Genomic DNA, 16,180 nt, shown 5'->3' on the forward strand with positions numbered 1-16,180 from the left:
CTCGTCGTCGCCGGCGCCCCGGCCGCCCGCTACGCCAGCCCCAGGGCGAACACCGCGAACCCCGCCGCCAGCAGCCCCGCCACGGCCTTGCGCACCGCCGGAGTCGCACGGCCCTCCCGCGCGGGTGCCTCGAACCGGCGGGCGTAGCGAGCGATGCCGACCAGCAGCACGGCGAACACCGGCATCCACGCCATCCGCCCCAGGAGCCACACCAGGGTGTCGGGCGCCGTCGTCAGCCCGGTCACCGGGCCCGCGAACGAGGCGGGCACGGCCGCCGCCAGCATGGCGCTCTGGTGCCAGCACAGGATCGTCATCGCGCTCAGGTTGACCACCACCACCGGTGCCCACAGCGCCGGCCGCTCCAGCAGCCGGGCCAGCCGGTCCCGCAGCAGCACCGCCGCCCCCGACTGGGCCGCCGCCAGCGCCAGCACGAGCAGCGACGGCGGATGCGAGTTCGTCCGGGCCTCGCCCGGCACCCCGACCATGGACGCCGGGTAGTGGAACACCAGCAGCAGGGCCGCGAACAGCACGCCCCCGCCCACCAGCAGCAGCCAGGCCCCGCGCCGGCCGAGGCGCCGCTCGCCCCAGCTCACCCCGAGCTGGTACGCGAACATCCAGCCCGGCAGCACGTTCAGCACGGACAGCCAGGACGGCACCGCGTCCGCGAGCGGCCCGTAGCGAAGGAAGTCCACCACGGCGACGGAGACCAGCAGCGGCGCCGCAGCCCACCCGCCGAGCCGCCGGGCCGCCCGCACGCAGTACGGGGTCAGCGCCGTCACCACCGCGTACACCCCGACGAACCAGAGCGGCTGGATCACCAGCGTCGCCCCGGTCCGCAGCGTGGCCTCCGGCACCCCGGCCGCGTACAGCACCGGCACCGCCAGCGCCCACACCGCCGTCACCCCGAGCACCGGCCGCCCCAGCCGGACCATCCGGGCCGTGAGCCAGGCCGCGGTCGTGCCGGTGCGGCGGTGGAAGGAGAGCACCGAGGCGTAGCCGCCGACGAGGAAGAAGATGCCGAGCATCTGGAGCACCCAGCTGGCCGGAGCCAGGGCGCCGAACGCGGACAGCGGACTGGCGTTGTGCAGGGCGCCCTCCGGGTCGAGGGTGAACCCGCCGAGCAGCCAGTGCCCGGTCGGCACCGCCAGCAGCGCGAGCGCGCGCAGCCCGTCGACGGCCCGGTCGCGATGGGCGGGGGTCTTGCGGTCGACCGCCTCGACGGCCCTGCCGATCCGGCTGGTCGGGCTCATCGGACCGCGCCCTTCGCGATGGCGGTGAAGGCCGCCAGTGACCGGGTGCCGGGGGCGAAGTACCCGGTGTGGCCCCGCACGTCGTCGGCGGGGATCCGGCGGGCGCCGAAGGCCGGGGAGGTGGGGTCGGCGCCGTGCCCGATGCCGGCGAACTCGACGTTCGGTACGCGGGAGATCCAGTCCGAGGGCCCGCGGCCCGCCCAGACGCGGGCGCCCGTACGCAGGCCCGCCGCGCTGTCCGCGCGCATTCCGGGGGAGCCGAAGACCACGACGTCGGTGGCGTCGGTGTGCCGGGCCGCGAGCCCGCACACCACCGAGCCGTAGCTGTGGCAGAACAGCACCGGGTCGGGCGCCCCGACCGCGTCGAGTCCGGCCGTCAGGCGGGCCAGCCGCACGGCCCCCGCCTCCGCGAGCCGGCCGTCCGCGGCGTCCAGGCCGACCCCGACCGGCGTCGTGTACCCCGTCCACGCGATGACCGCCGTACCGGCGCCGGCCGCCGCCTCCAGCGCCCGGGCCATTCCGGCCGGGCCGGTGCCGGGCTTGCGGGGGGCGTCGTGGGAGCCGGCGTCGTTGTCGGACCCCGGGACGATCACCGACACGTGCGCCGCGTGCTCCAGGTCCCCGAACACCTCGGCGACCTGACCCCGCCCGCGCGGGTCGAAGGCCAGGATCTGCCGGCCCGGGGAAGCGAGGGAGGCGTACCGGGCCTCACCGGTGGCGAGCACCGCCAGCCGGTTGGCCTCGTAACGCAGCGCGGGCGGGGCCCCGTCGAGGTTGCCGGTCACCAGGGGGTGCCTGCGTACGAGTTCCCGCCGGGCGGTCTCGTCCAGCCCGGCGAAGAACCGCGCGACCTCGCCCGGCGCCGCGTCGGCGGGATCGGGCAGCGCCCGGCCCCCCACCGAGTCGGCCCGCCAGGCGGCGGCCCCCGGCGGCGGCCCGGTCACGGCCTGCTGGGCATCGCCGGAAGCCCATCCGGCGGTTCCCGCGACGACGCCCCCCGCGAGCACGACCGCGGCCATCGTCCTTCCGAAGCGGCGCATGCCCCTTCTCCTCTCCTCGTGACGAGGAGGAAGGTAGGAACACGGCACCCGCGACCACGTCCCACCGGGGAGCCAACCCGGAGGTCATACCCCAGTAGGGGGTGGAGGAGGCGCCGCGGCGTTCGGTGCCCCTAGCGCGGCGTCCCCGTGCTGCCGGATGCGGCGGCTTCAGCTCGGGGCGGGACAGCCGCTCGCAGGTGAGCGGGGCGCAGACCTCGAACGGACGGTCGCCGATCTCGCCCGTCAGGAGGACCTGGAGGTACTCCGGGCGGCCCGCTTCCTCGCGGCCCAGCAGGATCTCGACCGTGAGCCGCGTACCGTCCACGAGCCGGCGCGAGCCGCTCAGCACCGCGCCGTCGACGAGGAGGAACTCCTTCTCGTACCGGCCCTCGGGCGGGGGGTCCAGCAGCCGGCGCACGAGCGCGGCGGCGCGTGCCGCACCGCCGGGCAGGGGTGCGGGCCCGAGGAAGTACGCGTCGAAGCGCCAGGCGCCGTCCGGCTGCGGCCCCACCGCGAACCACAGCTCGTCGACGGGCTCGCCCGCGTAGTGGCTGCCGCGCCAGCCGAACCGGAATCCCGTCGCCTCGTTCCCGCCGGTCATCGTGGAGTGCTCCCTTCCCTCCGGGCCGGAGCGGGTGCCCCGGCCCCGCCCATGGTGCCCGTGCCGTCAGAGGGTGTGGACGCGCTGGGTGGTGAGTTCGTATCGGGCCGCCACCAGGGACAGGCGGCCCGCGGTGATGCGGGGGGTCAGGGCGGGGTCCGCCGCGAGGCGGGTGCGGACGCGGCGGGCGTGGGTGGTGATGGCCGCGTCCACCCGGGCGGGGCCCGACAGGCCGTGGTCGATGGCCGGGTGGATCTGCTCCGCCAGGTACTGCATGTGCCCCGGCAGTTCCTCGCCCTCCTCGTCGGCGGCGACGGCGGCCGTGACGGCCCCGCACGACTGGTGCGCCAGGACCACCACCAGCGGGATGCCCAGTTCGAGCACCCCGAAGGTGACGCCCGCCAGGACCGCCTCGTCCAGCACGGAGCCCGCCGACCGTACGGTCAGCAGGTCGCCCAGCCCCTGGTCGAAGACCAGCTCGGGCGGAACCCGGGAGTCGATGCACCCCAGGACCACCGCGAACGGGTGCTGCCCCGCCACGAGCCGGCGCCGCACCGCGCGGGTGCGGTCGGGGTGGCTCTCGTGCAGGGTGCGCCAGCGGGCGTTGCCCCGTACGAGCTCGCGCAGCGCCGAGGCGGGGGAGGCGGGCCGCAGCGCCGCGGCACCGGGCCGGGCGGCCGGCGGCGCCGGGCGGGTGCCGGACACCAGCCCGGCCGCCACCGCCGCCGTGCCCGTCAGCGCGGCCCGTACGAGACGGCGCCGGCAGGGGAGGCCGGGGAGCTCGGAGGGCTCGGAGAGACCGCGATCATCAGTGGCCATATCGGGGCAAAATAGGGCAGTCCAATGGGGATGGCTGGTCGCCACCGCGCGCTTGGGCGGACCTTGACGAACTCTTGGACGGAGCTCAGCCCGTGTCGCCCGGCCGCACCAGCCCCGCCTCGTACGCGAAGATGACCGCCTGCGCCCGGTCGCGCAGGTCCAGCTTCCCCAGGACCCGCCCGATGTGGGTCTTCACCGTCTGCTCCGCCAGCACCAGGTGCGCGGCGATCTCCTGGTTCGACAGCCCCCGCGCGATCAGCTCCAGGACCTCCGTCTCCCGTGGCGTCAGCCCGTTCAGCCGCAACGCCGGATCCTTGCGCGGAGCGGGCCGCTGCCGCACGAAGTCCGCGATCAGCCGCCGCGTCACCGAAGGCGCCAGCAGCGCCTCGCCCGAGGCGACCACCCGGACCGCCGCGATCAGATCGGCCGGCGGGGCGTCCTTCAGCAGGAACCCGGACGCGCCCGCGCGCAGCGCCTCGTACACGTAGTCGTCGATGTCGAAGGTCGTCAGCATCAGCACCTTCGGCCGGTGCACCACCCCCGGCGGCGGATCGAGCAGCTCGCGCGCCGCCGAGAGCCCGTCCAGCTCGGGCATCCGTACGTCCATCAGCACCACGTCGGGGTGCACGGTGCGCGACACCCGCACCCCCTCCCGGCCGTCGGGAGCCTCGCCCACCACGTCGATGTCGGCCTGCGCCGACAGCAGGGCGGCGAACCCCGCCCGCACCATGGCCTGGTCGTCGACGATGATCACACGGATGGTCAACTCGGATCCTTGTCGGCGTCGCGGTCGGCGTCGGTCAGGGGCAGCCGCGCGGCGACCCGGAACCCGCCGTCGGGCAGCGGGCCGGTGTCCAGGCTCCCCCCGGTCAACCGTACGCGTTCGCGCATGCCCACCAGTCCGTGACCCGTGCCCGAGACCTCCAGCGGCACCACGGCGTCCCGCGCCGGGCCGTTGACCACCAGCACGAGCACGTCGCCGGTCCCCTCCGACCGGGTCACCGACACTCGGGTCCGCGCCCCCGGCGCGTGCCGCACCACGTTCGCCAGGGCCTCCTGGACGATCCGGTACGCCGACAGGTCCACCGCCGACGGCACGTCCTCGGACGCGCCCGACGCGAGGGACAGTTCCACCGGCTGCCCGGCCCGCACGGTGGCCTCCACCAGCTGCTGGATCCGGCCGATCCCCGGCTGCGGGGCCCGCTCGCCGCCCGCGCCGTTCCCGCCGTTCGTGCCGTCGCCGCGCAGCACCGTCAGCAGCCGCCGCATCTCGCCCAGCGACTCGCGCGCGGCGGCCGCGATCGCCGCGAACTCCTCCCGTACGGGCTCCTCCATGCTCGGCAGCCGGTACGGCGCCGAATCGGCCTGCACGGTGATCACCGACATGTGGTGGGCCACCACATCGTGCAACTCCCTCGCGATGCGCGCCCGTTCCTCCAGCAGGGTGCGCCGCGAGCGCTCCGCCTCGCTGATGCTCTCCTGCTCCGCGATCAGCTGCCGGGCATCCCCGAGCTGCCGCAGCGCACCCGTCAGGGCCAGCACCGCCCCGCTCAGGACGAACATCAGGGCGACGGTGTCCGTCACCCCGGCGGGCTTGAAGAAGCCCGTCACCACCCCGGCCGCGCCCGTCACCAGCCACACCCCCACCAGGGTCCGGACCGACTCGCGCAGCCCCAGGCAGACCATCAGGACCAGGTACCCGATGATCGCCATCGGAGTCCACGGCCAGGAGTGCCCGGCCAGCCGGTCGGCGTGCAGCAGCACCACGGCCCCGACGCAGTCCGCGGCCAGCACCATGCCCCAGGCGGGCAGCGGCCGCGTCACCGCCAGCAGCAGCGGCACCGTCTGCGCCACGCCCAGCGCTCCGGCCCAGCCGCCGCCCGCCGCGTAGTCGTTGGTCAGGACGGCGATGGTCACCGGCAGCAGCGACATCACGAAGACGGCGACGACGCCGAAGGGCAGCATCCGCTGCCAGCGCCGGGGCGCCCGCGCGAACAGCGCCTCGCCCGGCCGGGCGGGCGTCCTCAGCACGACCGCGAACCGGTCGAACGAACCGGTCCCGCGCATACGGAGCTCCTCGCGCCCGGCCCGCCCGCCCTCGCCGGGAGTGCCGCGAGGGGCCTTGAGGGGCCGGAACCGGGCCGGGATACGGACTTTGAGGCTCATGATCCCCCCAGCCTAGGGGCTGCCCGGGCCGCGGCGCCGATCCGCGGTCCGTTCCCCCGGCGGGCCCCGCTCGTTGACCCGGCATGGAGCTGCTGCCGACCATCGCGGCGCCGGGCGTCGGTGAACGGGCCGACGCCGCGGCCGATGCCGCCTGTCACCTCTACGACGCCGTCGTGCCCTGGAGCGGCGGCCGGCCCGGCGGCTGGAGCCGGACGGCCGCCGAGGACGCCGCCGAGACCATCGAGACCACGGCGCACGCCCTCGCGCACATCCACCCCCGCGCCGAGGTCATCCTGGCGCCCGTGCACGCGGCCCTCGCCGACCTGCGCCGTCAGCTCGAACTGGCCCCGGCCGACCCGCTGACCGCCGAGGGCGTGCCGCCGACCCCGCGCACGGTCGGCAACCCGCGCCGGACCCGGTGGGTGCGGGTGCTCACGCCGCCTTTGCCCCGGCAACTGCCGCCTGGTACAGCTTCCTGATCTCCGCCCCGAAGTAGGAGCTGTACGAGGTGTCGGCCGTCGGGCCACCCGTCTTCCAGCCGCCGATCACCCCGACCAGGTCCCCGGTCCGGGAGGCCTCGTCGTAGCGGGCGAGGAAGGGGCCGCCGCTGGTGCCGCCCGGGTACCCCGTGCAGTCGATCCGCAGGAACGAGCCCGGGCTCTTCGGGTCGGTGCTGGTGAACTTCGTCGTCCGGTTGACGCAGACGCGCGGACGGGCCGCCGACGCCGGGTGCCCGATCAGGGTCACCTTGGCGTGGGCGAACGTGGCCCCGGTGACGAGCCGGTTGCCGCCGACCGCCTTCTCCACCGGGATCCCCTCGGCGTTCGGGCCGACGGCCGCGAAGGCCACGTCCAGGGTGGCCGCCTTCTCCGCGCCCTGGGTCTTGTAGCGCTGGTCGATCCACACCGAGGCGTGCCCGGCGGAGTCGCGCAGCACCGGGAACATTCCGTACGGCCGGGGGCTCGACCGGGTGTACCGGGGGACGAAGGCCACCTGGCGGGTGTCCGACCCCAGCAGGCAGTGCCCGGCGCTGACGACGAGGTTGCGGCCCGGGGAGGAGACCACGCTGGCCGTGCAGAAGTAGGCGCCCGAGCCCTTCATGACGTACATCCGCCCGACGGCCGGGATCCCGTCGAAGTCCTGCCCGACGCCGGTCGTGGCGGGTACGGTCCCGGGCGCGCGGGTGGGGGCCGCGGGGGAGGGGACCGGCGCGGGGGGCGCCGGCGCCGTGGCCGGTGCGGAGGGACCGGGCGGCTCCGACGGGCCGGCCGGGCCGGCGGACGGGGCCACCGGGCTCGCGGGACCAGGCGGAGCCGGGGGGAGGGGGACGGCGGGACCGGAGGCGTCGGCGGGCTGCGGCGCCGGAGCCGGGCCGACGGCCCCGCCCGTGTCCGGGGCGGCCGGTGCCGGGTCGGCCGGTGCCGGGTCGGCCGGGGGAGCGGTGGTACCCGGTCCGGTACCGCCGCCCGGCGCCGGACCCGCGGGCGGCGCGGCAACGCCGGGGGCGGCCCCGGCCGGCGGCGGAGCGACGGCGGGGACCCCGTCCGCCGGGGCCGTGCCGGTCGCGGGGGCCGTCGCGCCGGGCCCGTCCGCCGGGAGCCCGGCCCCCGCCGCCGGGCCGCCCGCCGCCGGGCCGCCCGCCGCCGGGGCCGGGTCGGGGACGGGGAGGGCCGCGGCCATCCGTTCCGGCGTCCAGAAGGCGATGGCCTCCCGCGCGGTCCAACGGCTCTGCGCCGCCTGCGCGCTGTCCGTCCGGGTGACGGGCAGCGGCCCGCCCGGCAACACCAGGCTGGCCGCGGCCACGGCCGCCGCCACCGTCAACGTACGTCGCATGCATCGCTCCTGTGGGTGGGGGTCGGGACCGCGCTGGGGGAGCGGCGGCCGGGACGGCTCATACGGCCTGCGGGAAACGGAACAGCCGGTCCGGGTCGTACGTCCGCCGGACCGCCTCCAGCCGGGGGAGGTTCGAGCCGTAGTAGGCCGCGCGCCAGCCGGAGAGGGCCGGGTCGGCGTAGTTCTGGTACGCGCCGCCGCCCGCCCAGGGGCGCAGGTCCCGCCAGAGCCCGTCGAGCCAGGCCCGGTGCCGGGCCACTTCGGGACCGGGCGCGGACGGCGGCCAGTAGACGAGGTACTGGGCCAGGAAGGCGCTGTCGCGGTGGACGAACGCGGTCGCGGCGGCGGGCACCCGGTTCAGGGCGCCCCCGCACACCCCGTCGAACTGGACCACCCCCAGGCCCCCGCGCGGCGTCTCCCGCGCGTACCGCCGGACGGCTTCCAGGACGGTCGCGGCCGCCCGTTCCGTCAGCCCGGCCGCGCCCCAGAAGTCGCTGCGCGCGGCGTAGGAATCCCGCTGGAGGAGGCCCCGGGGGTCCCGTCCGGGCAGCCGGCCCGGCAGCCGGCACTCGGCGGGAGCACGTTCGAGGCAGCCCGCCAGGGCCCGCACGGTGTCGCCGTAGCTCCGGACGACGGTCCACTCGTCCCGGGGCTCACGGCCCACGAGGCGCGCGAGCCGCGCCAGTTCCCGCTCCAGCTCGGCGCGCCCGTCGAGGCACACGACCCGGACGGCCGGTACGGCGGCCGCCCCGGCGTCGCCCGCGGCCCCGGCGGTGAACTCCACCTGGCTCCAGAACGGCTCCGCCAGCCCGGCCAGCCAGCGCTGCCAGCCGCTCAGCACCGCCGGGGAGTCGGCTTCGGCCCAGTGCAGTTCGGCGAAGGCGGCGTCGGTCACCGGATGGGTGCGCAGCCGGAACTCGGTGACCACCCCGAAGTTGCCGCCGCCGCCCCCGCGCAGCGCCCAGTACAGCTCGGGGTCCCGGTCGGGGCCCGCCTCGCGCACCACCCCGTCCGGGGTCACGGCCCGCGCGGCGGAGAGCCGGTCGCAGGTGGCCCCGTAGGCCCGCGAGGACAGGCCCAGGCCACCCCCGAGGGCGAGCCCCGCGATGCCGACGGAGGGACACAGCCCGGCGGGTACGCCGAGCCCCCGCCCGGCCAGGGCCGCCTGCACGTCGCCGAGGCGGGCACCCGCGCCGACGCGCACCTCGTCCCCCTCGACCGTGACCGCGGCCATCGCCCCGGTGTCGACCACCAGCCCGCCGGCCACGGTGGACCATCCCGCGTAGCCGTGGCCGCCGCCGCGCGGCACCACCGCGGCGCCCGAGCGGCGGGCGAAGTCCAGGCAGACGGCGACGTCCCCGGCGTGGGCGGGGTAGGCCACGGCGCCGGGGGCGACGGAGTCGAAGCGGGGCTGGAACAGCTGCCGGGCCTCGGCGTAGTCCCCGTCGCCGGGCAGGACCACCCGGCCGTCCAGGGCGCGGCCGAGCGCCGCGAAGTCCGGGGCGCCCCGCGCGGCCCGCGCCCCCGCACCGGCGGCGGCCGTACCGGCGCTGCCCGTACCGGCGGCGGCCAGGACGGCGGCCGCGGTGCCCGTGAGGACCCGGCGGCGTGGGATGTTCATCCCACCTTCCTGCCACTGCCCGGCCCGATCGCGGCGAAGGCGGGCCCGCCGGGACCCGGTTGTCAGCCGAACAGATTACCCCTCGCGCTCACGTGCCCGGGGGCCCGCGTCCACCCGCCCGGCCGGCTCCGCCCTCACTCGGCCGGCGGCTTGCGGATCAGGAGCAGGCCCCGGGGGCCGCTCTCGTCCGCGCCGGGCCGTCGCACCAGCCGGCCCACCTCCGTCAGGCCCGCCCCGGCCAGCAGCCCGGCGAGGCGCGCGGGCGGGGTTCCGGTCTCGGGGCCGGACGGACGGCCGGGGCCGGGGGAGGGGTCCGGGGCGCTCCCCCCGTCACCGGCCTCGAAGGCGACCAGCGCGTAGCCGCCCGGGGCCAGCACCCGGGCGAACTCCGCGAAGACGGCGTCCGGTTCCTCCGGCGGCGGGTGTGCCACGGGATACCGGGCGACGACCCCGCCCAGTACCCCGTCCGCCGCGTCCACCGAGGTCGTGCGGCCCACCTCGAAGCGCAGCCCCGGGTAGCTGCGCCGGGCCGCGGCGACCATGGCCGGGGACAGGTCCACGCCGAAGGCCCGTATGCCGAGACCGTCCAGGTACGCCGTGGTGCGGCCCGGACCGCAGCCGAGGTCGGCGACCGCGCCGCCGCCGTGGGCGCGCACGCACTGGGCGAAGGCGCCCAGCATGGCCCGGTCCAAGGGGTCGGCGTCCAGGGCCCCCGTCGGCGGCCGGGCGGGGTCGGCGGCGGCGTCGTGGGACGCCCGTACGGCACTCGGGCGCGAGCTCTCTGTCATGCCCCTGAACAGTAGCCCGCCCGGCCGCCGCGCTCACCCCCCGTCCGGACCCGGGCGGGCCCGTTCCGCGCGCGTTCCCCGCCGCTTAGGCGCCGGTTCCCCACCCGTTCCGTCCCCGGCGGCCCTCGATCAGGCCCCGGCCAGCGGGGAGGGGAGCTCCGCCCACTGGTCGCCCGGCACTCCCGGGCTCAGCCGCATCAGCGTCAGCGCCTTCACCGGCAGCGGTCCGCCGCGCAGCAGTGCGGAGTCCGCGGTCGGGGCCAGGCCGTCCAGCGCGGCGGCCAGGGCCCGGCCGAACCCCTGCGACGAGCCCGCCGTCGAGGCGAGCGCCCCGGCCGCCAGGGAGCCGAAGAGCTTGCGCCGCAGCACGGTGACGTCGTCGGTGACGAGCCGCCCCGCCAGCGGCGGCACCGCCAGCCCGTGCCGGGCGAGCCGGGCGGGGCTGATCCGGATGTCGGCGAGATCGCGGTAGACCAGCCGCAGCGGGGCGCCGTCGGGCGCCAGCACCACCAGCAGGTTCTGGCCGTGCGCCTCCAGCGCCACGCCGAGGTCGAGCACCGTCAGGCACACCGACAGCGCCAGCCGGGCGAACGCGGCCTGCCAGGCGGCGGAGCGGGCCAGGGCGGTGCCCGCGAGCGCCGCCACCGGCACCACCCGCTCACCGGGCCCCGCGTACGCCTCCGGGGCCTCGCGCAGCACCGCCGCCAGGTCCGGGCCGTAGGCGGTGGCCGCGCCGAGGGTACGGGTGATGTGCAGCCGGCCGTCGAGGCGTTCGGTCAGCGCGTGGGCGAACGCGGAGACCACGGCCGCCGTTTCGACGGAGTACGCGGAGATGTCCCGGACGGAGGAGGTGAGCCGGGTGCTCAGGGCGGTCTTCACGTGGGGGCCGCCCGCCGCCGGCGCGAGCGTGCGCAGGGCCATCAGCGGATGCGCCGCGAAGGCGGCGGCGCGGACGTCCTCGCCCTTCAGGACGTGCTCCGCCTGCCACGGGTGCACCGGCACCAGGACCCGGTCCCCGTCGCGCAGGTGCTCCGGCCACTCCCCGGTGACCAGGCACTCCCGCGCCGGTACGGGGACCAGCCCGAGCTCGACCAGCGGCCGGTGCTCCGGCGCGTAGGCCAGCTGCTCCGCGACCGAGAAGCCGGGGCGCGAGCGGCAGTTGGGGTGGTAGGGATGGCCGTCGACCACCCGCTGCTCCCACTCCCAGCCGCTGCGCGGCTCCGCCTCCGCCTCCGGCCCGGCGGGCTGCCCGGCCCGGGACAGGGCCAGCGAGGCGGTGCTGTCGTCCAGCTCGGCGGCGAAGGCCGCCCCGTGCGGCACCCGCAGCGCCGCCACGAGCCGTGCGGCCTGCCGGTGGCTCCGCCCGTCGAGCCGCAGCGAGGTGACGCGGGCGTCGGTGGCGTACGGGTCCACGGGCGGCCCCTCCAGCCGTCCGCCGCCGGCCAGCCACAGGGTGAGCGAGTCCGGCCCGTGCTCCCGGCGCACCACCCACGGCAGCGGCTCGAAGGCCAGGCCCCGCCACAGCCGGCTCAGCACGGCGGCCCGCGCGCCGTCCAGCGAGGTCTCGTACGCGGACCCGAGCCCGGGCCGTACGCCGGCCAGTCCGGCGGCGACGGCCTCCTCGGCGGCGGTGGCGGCCGGGGCCGCCGGAGCGGGGCCGGGGCGGGGGCCGTGGGCGGGATCGGGGACGTGCGTGCTGCGGTCCAGGGTCCTGTTCCTCTCGCGTCGCTTCACCTGATGATCACGTCATCATCGCGGATACTGAAGATCACTGAAGATCACCGATCGAGCACCGATCGAGCACTGAAGATCGCCGAAGATCACGGCCGGTGGTCCCGCCCGTGGACCTCCGGCGCAGCACCGGATGGACCGAATGGAACCAGTGGACCTCACCTCCGCCGCCGACGCCCGCGCGGCCGCTCCGCTCCTGAACTGCCTGCTGCGGGAGGTGGCCGACGCCGAGGGCGGCGGCGTCCACCGGCTGCGCGGCAGCGGCCGGCTGCTGCGGGTGAGCGGCGGCCACCGGCCCGCGGGAGCGGCCCTGCGCACGGAGGCCGGCTGGCATCCGCTCAGCCACGCGGAACTGGTCAAGCTGACCTCCGACGAACTGCTGCGCTACACCGGCGTCGCCAACGACGAACTGCCCGCGGAGATCGCCGACAGCCGGCACACCGTGTCCGTGCTGCTGGCCGCGCGGGCCGCCGCCGAACCCCCGCCGGACCCGTACGTCCGCTCCGAACAGGCCCTGGTCACCGGCCATCCGTACCACCCCGCGCCCAAGGCCCGGGGCGGGGCGCCCGCCGCGAGCTGGCTGCCGTACGCCCCGGAGGCGTACGCCCGCTTCCCCCTCGTCGTCCTGGGCCTGCGCGAGGACCAGGTGGCCGAGGAGGGCGGCCCGGCCGCCGCCGACGCGCTCGACGCGCTGACCGCGGTCCTCGACGGCCCGCGCCCGCCGGCCGGGTACCGGGCCCTGCCCGCCCACCCCTGGCAGCTGGAACTGCTGGCCGGGCGCTCCGGGTTGCGCGAGGCCTTCGCCGACGGGCGGCTGCTGCGCCTCGGTCCGACCCGGCTGCCCGTCTGGCCCACCGCCTCCATCCGTACGGTGTACGCCCCCGGGGAGCGGACCGACCTGTTCGCGAAGTTCAGCCTCGACGTGCGGATCACCAACGACGTCCGCCGGCTGTGGCGCCACGACCTGCTGAAGCTGCGCCGTACGGACTCCGCCGTCGAGGAGGCCTTCGCCGGCCTCGGCCGCCGTACGGGCGCGAACGCGGTCTGGCTGCGCGACCGCGGCTACCGCACGGCCGCCTTCGCCTTCGAGGAGCTGGCCGTCCTGGTCCGCGACGGCCTGCGCACCCGGGTGGCCGCCGGCGCGACCCCGCTGCTGGCGGCCGCGCTCGCCGAGGACTTCCCCGGCAGCCCCCTCGCGGCCACGGCCGACCCGACCGGCTGGTGGCGGGCGTACCTCGGCCATGTCGTGCCTCCGGTCCTGGACGTGTTCGCCCGGCACGGGATCGTGCTGGAGGCCCACCTCCAGAACTGCCTGGTCGCGGTCGACGACCGGGGCGTGCCGGTGCAGGCCCTCTTCCGCGACGCGGAGGGCGTGAAACTCCGGCAGGACATGCCGCGTGCGCAGGCCTGGCAGCGGCTCGTGTACTGCCTGGTCGTCAACCACCTGGCGGAGGTGGCGGCGACCCTGGCCGAGCACCACCCGGAGCACGCCGGGGCGCTCTGGCCCGCCGTGCGGGACGAGTTGCGGCGCTACGACGCTGCGCACGGGCTGCCGGAGATCGCGGAGCTGCTGACCGCCCCCGCGCTCCCGGCCAAGACGAACCTGCTGCTGCGCTGGACCCGCGCGGACGGCGCCGACGCCCGGTACCTGCCGCTGCCCAACCCGCTGCGGGGGTAGCCGCCGCCCGCGCCGGGAGTGGGATTCGGCCAAGGTGGTCCGGGCGGGCGGAACCCCCGTACCGAAAGGTATAGACCAATGTTAGGTTGGTCGGGCAGACCGCGCAGTCCTTGACCACCCGTCAGAGGAGAAGCCATGCCCTCCCCTTCGCGGGGCGGCGGCCCGGCCGCCACGCCCAAGTACCAGCGGATCGCCGCAGCCCTGCGGGACGAACTCGACCGCGGCTCCGGCGGCCGGCTGCCGTCCGAACGCACCCTGGCCGCCCGTTACGGGGTCAACCGCCAGACCGTCCGCGCCGCCCTCCAGGAGCTGCGCGCCGACGGGCTGATCGTGACCGGGCGCCGCGGCACCCGGGCGGCGGCTCCGGCCGTCGGCGCACCGGCAGTCGGAGCAACGGCCGCCGGCCCCGCCGCCCGGGCGGCCGTCCCGCGCGGGGCGCCCGCACCGGCCGCGGCCACCGTGAACCGGCTCGCGCTGGTCACGGTGCCGCCCTCGCTGGCCGGGCTGCTCGGCATGAGCGGGGGCACGCGCACCCTGGTCCACCACCACCGCGTCCTCGGCCCGGGCGGCGAGACGCTCCAGCACGCCGTGACGTACTTCTGCCCGCGCACCGCGGCCAGGGCTCCGGAACTGGCGCCGTACCTCGACCGGCCGGCCGGGGTCCAGGGCGAGGACCTGCGTCCGCTGCACCGCTGGCTGGAGCGGGCCGCCGTCCGGGGCCGGACCTCCGAGACCATCACCATGACCCGGACCAGCCACCCGGCCTCCCCCTCCCCGGCCTGCGGCCTCTCCGTACGCCGCCTCCTGCACGACACCACCGGCCGGCCGGTCGCCGTCACGGACGTGGCCTTCCCGACCTGGGACCGGCTCACCTTCGACCGGCACCCGCAGGCGGCCGGCTTCCGCGTGAGCTGATCCGCGCCGCGCGAGTGAGGCCGGGTCAGGAAGGGGCCGGGTCAGGAAGAGGCCACCGCGGTACCGGCCGCGGGTCCGTCCGCCACCGGTCCGTCCACCGCGAGCGGAGCCGCGCCGGCGAGGCGCTCCGGCGCGGGGTCCGCGTCCGGTTCCGGGTCCGTGTCCCCGTCCGTGTCCGGGGCGTCGTCCCCCTCTCCCGCCGCCCTCGTGCGGGCGGGCTCCGGGTCCGCCGCGGGGACTCCGGTGAGCAGGGCGAGCAGGCCCGCCACTTGTACGCCGGCCTCCGCGGGGTGCTTGAAGACGGCGCCCGCCGAGATCTCGTACCGGTTGCGCCGGCCGTCCCGCACCCGCTGGAGGTAACCGTCGGACTCCAGGTCCGCCACGATCGTCTGCACGGTGCGCTCCGTGAGCGCGCACGCCAGGGCGACGTCCCGCAACCGCGCTGCCGGGTCCCGGGCGATGGTCACCAGGACGCGGGCGTGATTAGTCAGGAATGTCCAGTTTTGTCGACCTGTGATGCTGCCCATGTGTACATGATGCGTCACATGATTCATGTGATGCAAGACGCGAAATCAGTTTCCGGTAATTCTTGACGTACGAGCGAAAGAGGGCCAGCATCTACCGCAGTCAAGGTCCCGCGCCGCAAGCGACCAGCCCAAGGAGCGAACCCCCATGCCGGTACCCGCCACTTCCGCCCGCACCACCGCCACGCTCGACACGGACACCCTCACCACGGACTCCCGTGTCCCGGCATCCGCGGTCCCCGGCCCCCGCCGCACCGCCGACCTCGCCGAGGCAGCCGGTCTCCCCAGGATCGAGGAGCCCCGCGAGGTGGCCCCGGCGGACGCCCGCGAGCTGTCGAAGGCGTTCTTCAAGCGCCTGCGTGAACTCTCCGAAGGCACCCCGGAGTACCAGTACGTCCGCAACACCCTCATCGAGATGAACGCCTCACTCGTCCAGTACGCGGTGCGCCGCTTCCGGACCCGGGGTGAGAACGGCGACATCGAGGACATCGTCCAGGTGGGCACCATCGGTCTCATCAAGGCCATCGACCGGTTCGACCCGGCCCGCGAGAACGAGTTCTCCACCCTCGCCATGCCGTACATCACAGGTGAGATCAAGCGGCACTTCCGTGACACCACCTGGGCCGTCCGGGTCCCGCGCCGGCTCCAGGAGCTGCGCATAGACATCGCGAAGGCGAAGGAGGAGCTGACGGTCCGGCTGGACCGCTCGCCGACCGTCGCCGACCTCGCGGCGCACCTCGACCTCACCGACGAAGAGGTCATCGAGGGGCTCGTCGCCGCCAACGGCCACACCAGCGGCTCCCTGGACGCCCCGCAGAGCGATCACGGCGACGGTCCCACCGAAGGTCAGACCCTCGCCGACGTCATGGGTGAGGATGAGCCGGCGATGGAGCTGGTCGAGGACATCCAGACCCTGGCCCCGCTGCTGGAGCGGCTCAGCGAGCGCGAGCGCAGCATGCTGCGGATGCGCTTCGGCCAGGAGCTGACCCAGGCCCAGATCGGTGCCGCCCTCGGCATCTCCCAGATGCAGGTCTCCCGGCTCCTCACCCGGCTGCTGGGCCACCTGCGGGCCTCGATGCTGGACGACTCCGCGCCCGCCACGCCCGCCGCCGCCCGCCGCGCAGCGTGATCCGGGTCACTCCGCCGTTTGCCCGGGCGAAGTCCGGGCAAACGCGCGGCTGGAGCGGAACCACGCCCTCCGGTCCTTAGTGGCC

The 16,180-nt window shown here is 76.5% G+C and carries 14 protein-coding genes; 4 read left to right on the forward strand and 10 right to left on the reverse strand.

From position 1 onward, the window contains the following. Window positions 1–29: 29 nt before the first annotated feature. The 5 genes from ACGFXC_RS03655 to ACGFXC_RS03675 all read right to left on the reverse strand — a co-directional run bounded on the left by ACGFXC_RS03655 (window position 30) and on the right by ACGFXC_RS03675 (window position 5,777). On the reverse strand, window positions 30–1,250 hold the full coding sequence (locus ACGFXC_RS03655; protein ID WP_393709076.1) for an acyltransferase: 1,221 nt from the start codon (window positions 1,248–1,250) through the stop codon (window positions 30–32). Next, window positions 1,247–2,290 carry an alpha/beta hydrolase gene (locus ACGFXC_RS03660; RefSeq protein ID WP_393709078.1) on the reverse strand — a complete coding sequence of 348 codons (1,044 nt, stop codon included), beginning with the start codon at window positions 2,288–2,290 and terminating at the stop codon, window positions 1,247–1,249. Before ACGFXC_RS03660 ends, ACGFXC_RS03655 begins: the two co-directional genes overlap by 4 nt. 667 nt (window positions 2,291–2,957) lie before the next feature. Beyond that, window positions 2,958–3,710, reverse strand: coding sequence for a carbonic anhydrase (locus ACGFXC_RS03665; RefSeq protein WP_393709080.1), 753 nt, complete (start codon window positions 3,708–3,710; stop codon window positions 2,958–2,960). Between the two features lie 85 nt (window positions 3,711–3,795). Next, complete coding sequence (locus ACGFXC_RS03670; RefSeq protein WP_393709082.1) at window positions 3,796–4,476, reverse strand: response regulator; 681 nt, start codon at window positions 4,474–4,476, stop codon at window positions 3,796–3,798. After that, window positions 4,473–5,777 (reverse strand): sensor histidine kinase, encoded by a 1,305-nt coding sequence (locus tag ACGFXC_RS03675; protein ID WP_393709601.1) that lies wholly within the window; start codon window positions 5,775–5,777, stop codon window positions 4,473–4,475. The genes ACGFXC_RS03670 and ACGFXC_RS03675 overlap by 4 nt, the downstream gene beginning before the upstream one ends. A gap of 182 nt (window positions 5,778–5,959) precedes the next feature. On the opposite strand from ACGFXC_RS03675, the gene ACGFXC_RS03680 reads away from it, so the two are divergent. After that, a complete protein-coding gene (locus tag ACGFXC_RS03680; RefSeq protein ID WP_393709084.1) occupies window positions 5,960–6,355 on the forward strand; it encodes a hypothetical protein in 396 nt (131 codons plus the stop codon). On the opposite strand, the gene ACGFXC_RS03685 is transcribed toward ACGFXC_RS03680, so the two are convergent. The 4 genes from ACGFXC_RS03685 to ACGFXC_RS03700 form a co-directional block, all read right to left on the reverse strand. Beyond that, a complete protein-coding gene (locus ACGFXC_RS03685) occupies window positions 6,309–7,709 on the reverse strand; it encodes a hypothetical protein (protein WP_393709085.1) in 1,401 nt (466 codons plus the stop codon). The two genes, ACGFXC_RS03680 and ACGFXC_RS03685, sit on opposite strands and share 47 nt — an antisense overlap. Window positions 7,710–7,767: 58 nt before the next feature. Beyond that, on the reverse strand, window positions 7,768–9,330 hold the full coding sequence (locus ACGFXC_RS03690) for an FAD-binding oxidoreductase (protein ID WP_393709087.1): 1,563 nt from the start codon (window positions 9,328–9,330) through the stop codon (window positions 7,768–7,770). A gap of 134 nt (window positions 9,331–9,464) precedes the next feature. Further along, window positions 9,465–10,118 (reverse strand): class I SAM-dependent methyltransferase, encoded by a 654-nt coding sequence (locus ACGFXC_RS03695; protein WP_393709089.1) that lies wholly within the window; start codon window positions 10,116–10,118, stop codon window positions 9,465–9,467. Window positions 10,119–10,247: 129 nt separating this feature from the next. Then, window positions 10,248–11,720: an IucA/IucC family protein gene (locus ACGFXC_RS03700; RefSeq protein WP_393709602.1), complete on the reverse strand. Its 1,473-nt coding sequence runs from the start codon at window positions 11,718–11,720 to the stop codon at window positions 10,248–10,250. A gap of 271 nt (window positions 11,721–11,991) precedes the next feature. On the opposite strand from ACGFXC_RS03700, the gene ACGFXC_RS03705 reads away from it, so the two are divergent. Together ACGFXC_RS03705 and ACGFXC_RS03710 are read left to right on the forward strand one after the other, a co-directional pair. Beyond that, window positions 11,992–13,527, forward strand: coding sequence for an IucA/IucC family protein (locus ACGFXC_RS03705; protein WP_393709091.1), 1,536 nt, complete (start codon window positions 11,992–11,994; stop codon window positions 13,525–13,527). Window positions 13,528–13,662: 135 nt separating this feature from the next. Then, the gene (locus tag ACGFXC_RS03710; protein WP_393709092.1) at window positions 13,663–14,442 is read left to right on the forward strand and encodes a GntR family transcriptional regulator; all 780 of its coding nucleotides are present in this window, start codon (window positions 13,663–13,665) and stop codon (window positions 14,440–14,442) included. Window positions 14,443–14,483: 41 nt separating this feature from the next. On the opposite strand, the gene ACGFXC_RS03715 is transcribed toward ACGFXC_RS03710, so the two are convergent. Beyond that, on the reverse strand, window positions 14,484–14,909 hold the full coding sequence (locus tag ACGFXC_RS03715; RefSeq protein WP_393709094.1) for a helix-turn-helix transcriptional regulator: 426 nt from the start codon (window positions 14,907–14,909) through the stop codon (window positions 14,484–14,486). Window positions 14,910–15,114: 205 nt separating this feature from the next. On the opposite strand from ACGFXC_RS03715, the gene ACGFXC_RS03720 reads away from it, so the two are divergent. Continuing rightward, the gene (locus ACGFXC_RS03720) at window positions 15,115–16,095 is read left to right on the forward strand and encodes a SigB/SigF/SigG family RNA polymerase sigma factor (RefSeq protein ID WP_393709096.1); all 981 of its coding nucleotides are present in this window, start codon (window positions 15,115–15,117) and stop codon (window positions 16,093–16,095) included. The last annotated feature ends 85 nt before the right edge of the window (window positions 16,096–16,180 follow it).

It is taken from the genome of Streptomyces sp. NPDC048507, assembly GCF_043199995.1.
Lineage (GTDB): Bacteria > Actinomycetota > Actinomycetes > Streptomycetales > Streptomycetaceae > Streptomyces.

Bases quoted from the DNA above. Each gene is read 5' to 3' on its own strand.
- ACGFXC_RS03655 (WP_393709076.1), bottom strand. From the start codon at position 1,250: ATGAGCCCGACCAGCCGGATCGGCAGGGCCGTCGAGGCGGTCGACCGC.
- ACGFXC_RS03660 (WP_393709078.1), bottom strand. From the start codon at position 2,290: ATGCGCCGCTTCGGAAGGACGATGGCCGCGGTCGTGCTCGCGGGGGGC.
- ACGFXC_RS03665 (WP_393709080.1), bottom strand. From the start codon at position 3,710: ATGGCCACTGATGATCGCGGTCTCTCCGAGCCCTCCGAGCTCCCCGGC.
- ACGFXC_RS03675 (WP_393709601.1), bottom strand. From the start codon at position 5,777: ATGCGCGGGACCGGTTCGTTCGACCGGTTCGCGGTCGTGCTGAGGACG.
- ACGFXC_RS03680 (WP_393709084.1), top strand. From the start codon at position 5,960: ATGGAGCTGCTGCCGACCATCGCGGCGCCGGGCGTCGGTGAACGGGCC.
- ACGFXC_RS03685 (WP_393709085.1), bottom strand. From the start codon at position 7,709: ATGCGACGTACGTTGACGGTGGCGGCGGCCGTGGCCGCGGCCAGCCTG.
- ACGFXC_RS03690 (WP_393709087.1), bottom strand. From the start codon at position 9,330: ATGAACATCCCACGCCGCCGGGTCCTCACGGGCACCGCGGCCGCCGTC.
- ACGFXC_RS03695 (WP_393709089.1), bottom strand. From the start codon at position 10,118: ATGACAGAGAGCTCGCGCCCGAGTGCCGTACGGGCGTCCCACGACGCC.
- ACGFXC_RS03705 (WP_393709091.1), top strand. From the start codon at position 11,992: ATGGAACCAGTGGACCTCACCTCCGCCGCCGACGCCCGCGCGGCCGCT.
- ACGFXC_RS03710 (WP_393709092.1), top strand. From the start codon at position 13,663: ATGCCCTCCCCTTCGCGGGGCGGCGGCCCGGCCGCCACGCCCAAGTAC.
- ACGFXC_RS03720 (WP_393709096.1), top strand. From the start codon at position 15,115: ATGCCGGTACCCGCCACTTCCGCCCGCACCACCGCCACGCTCGACACG.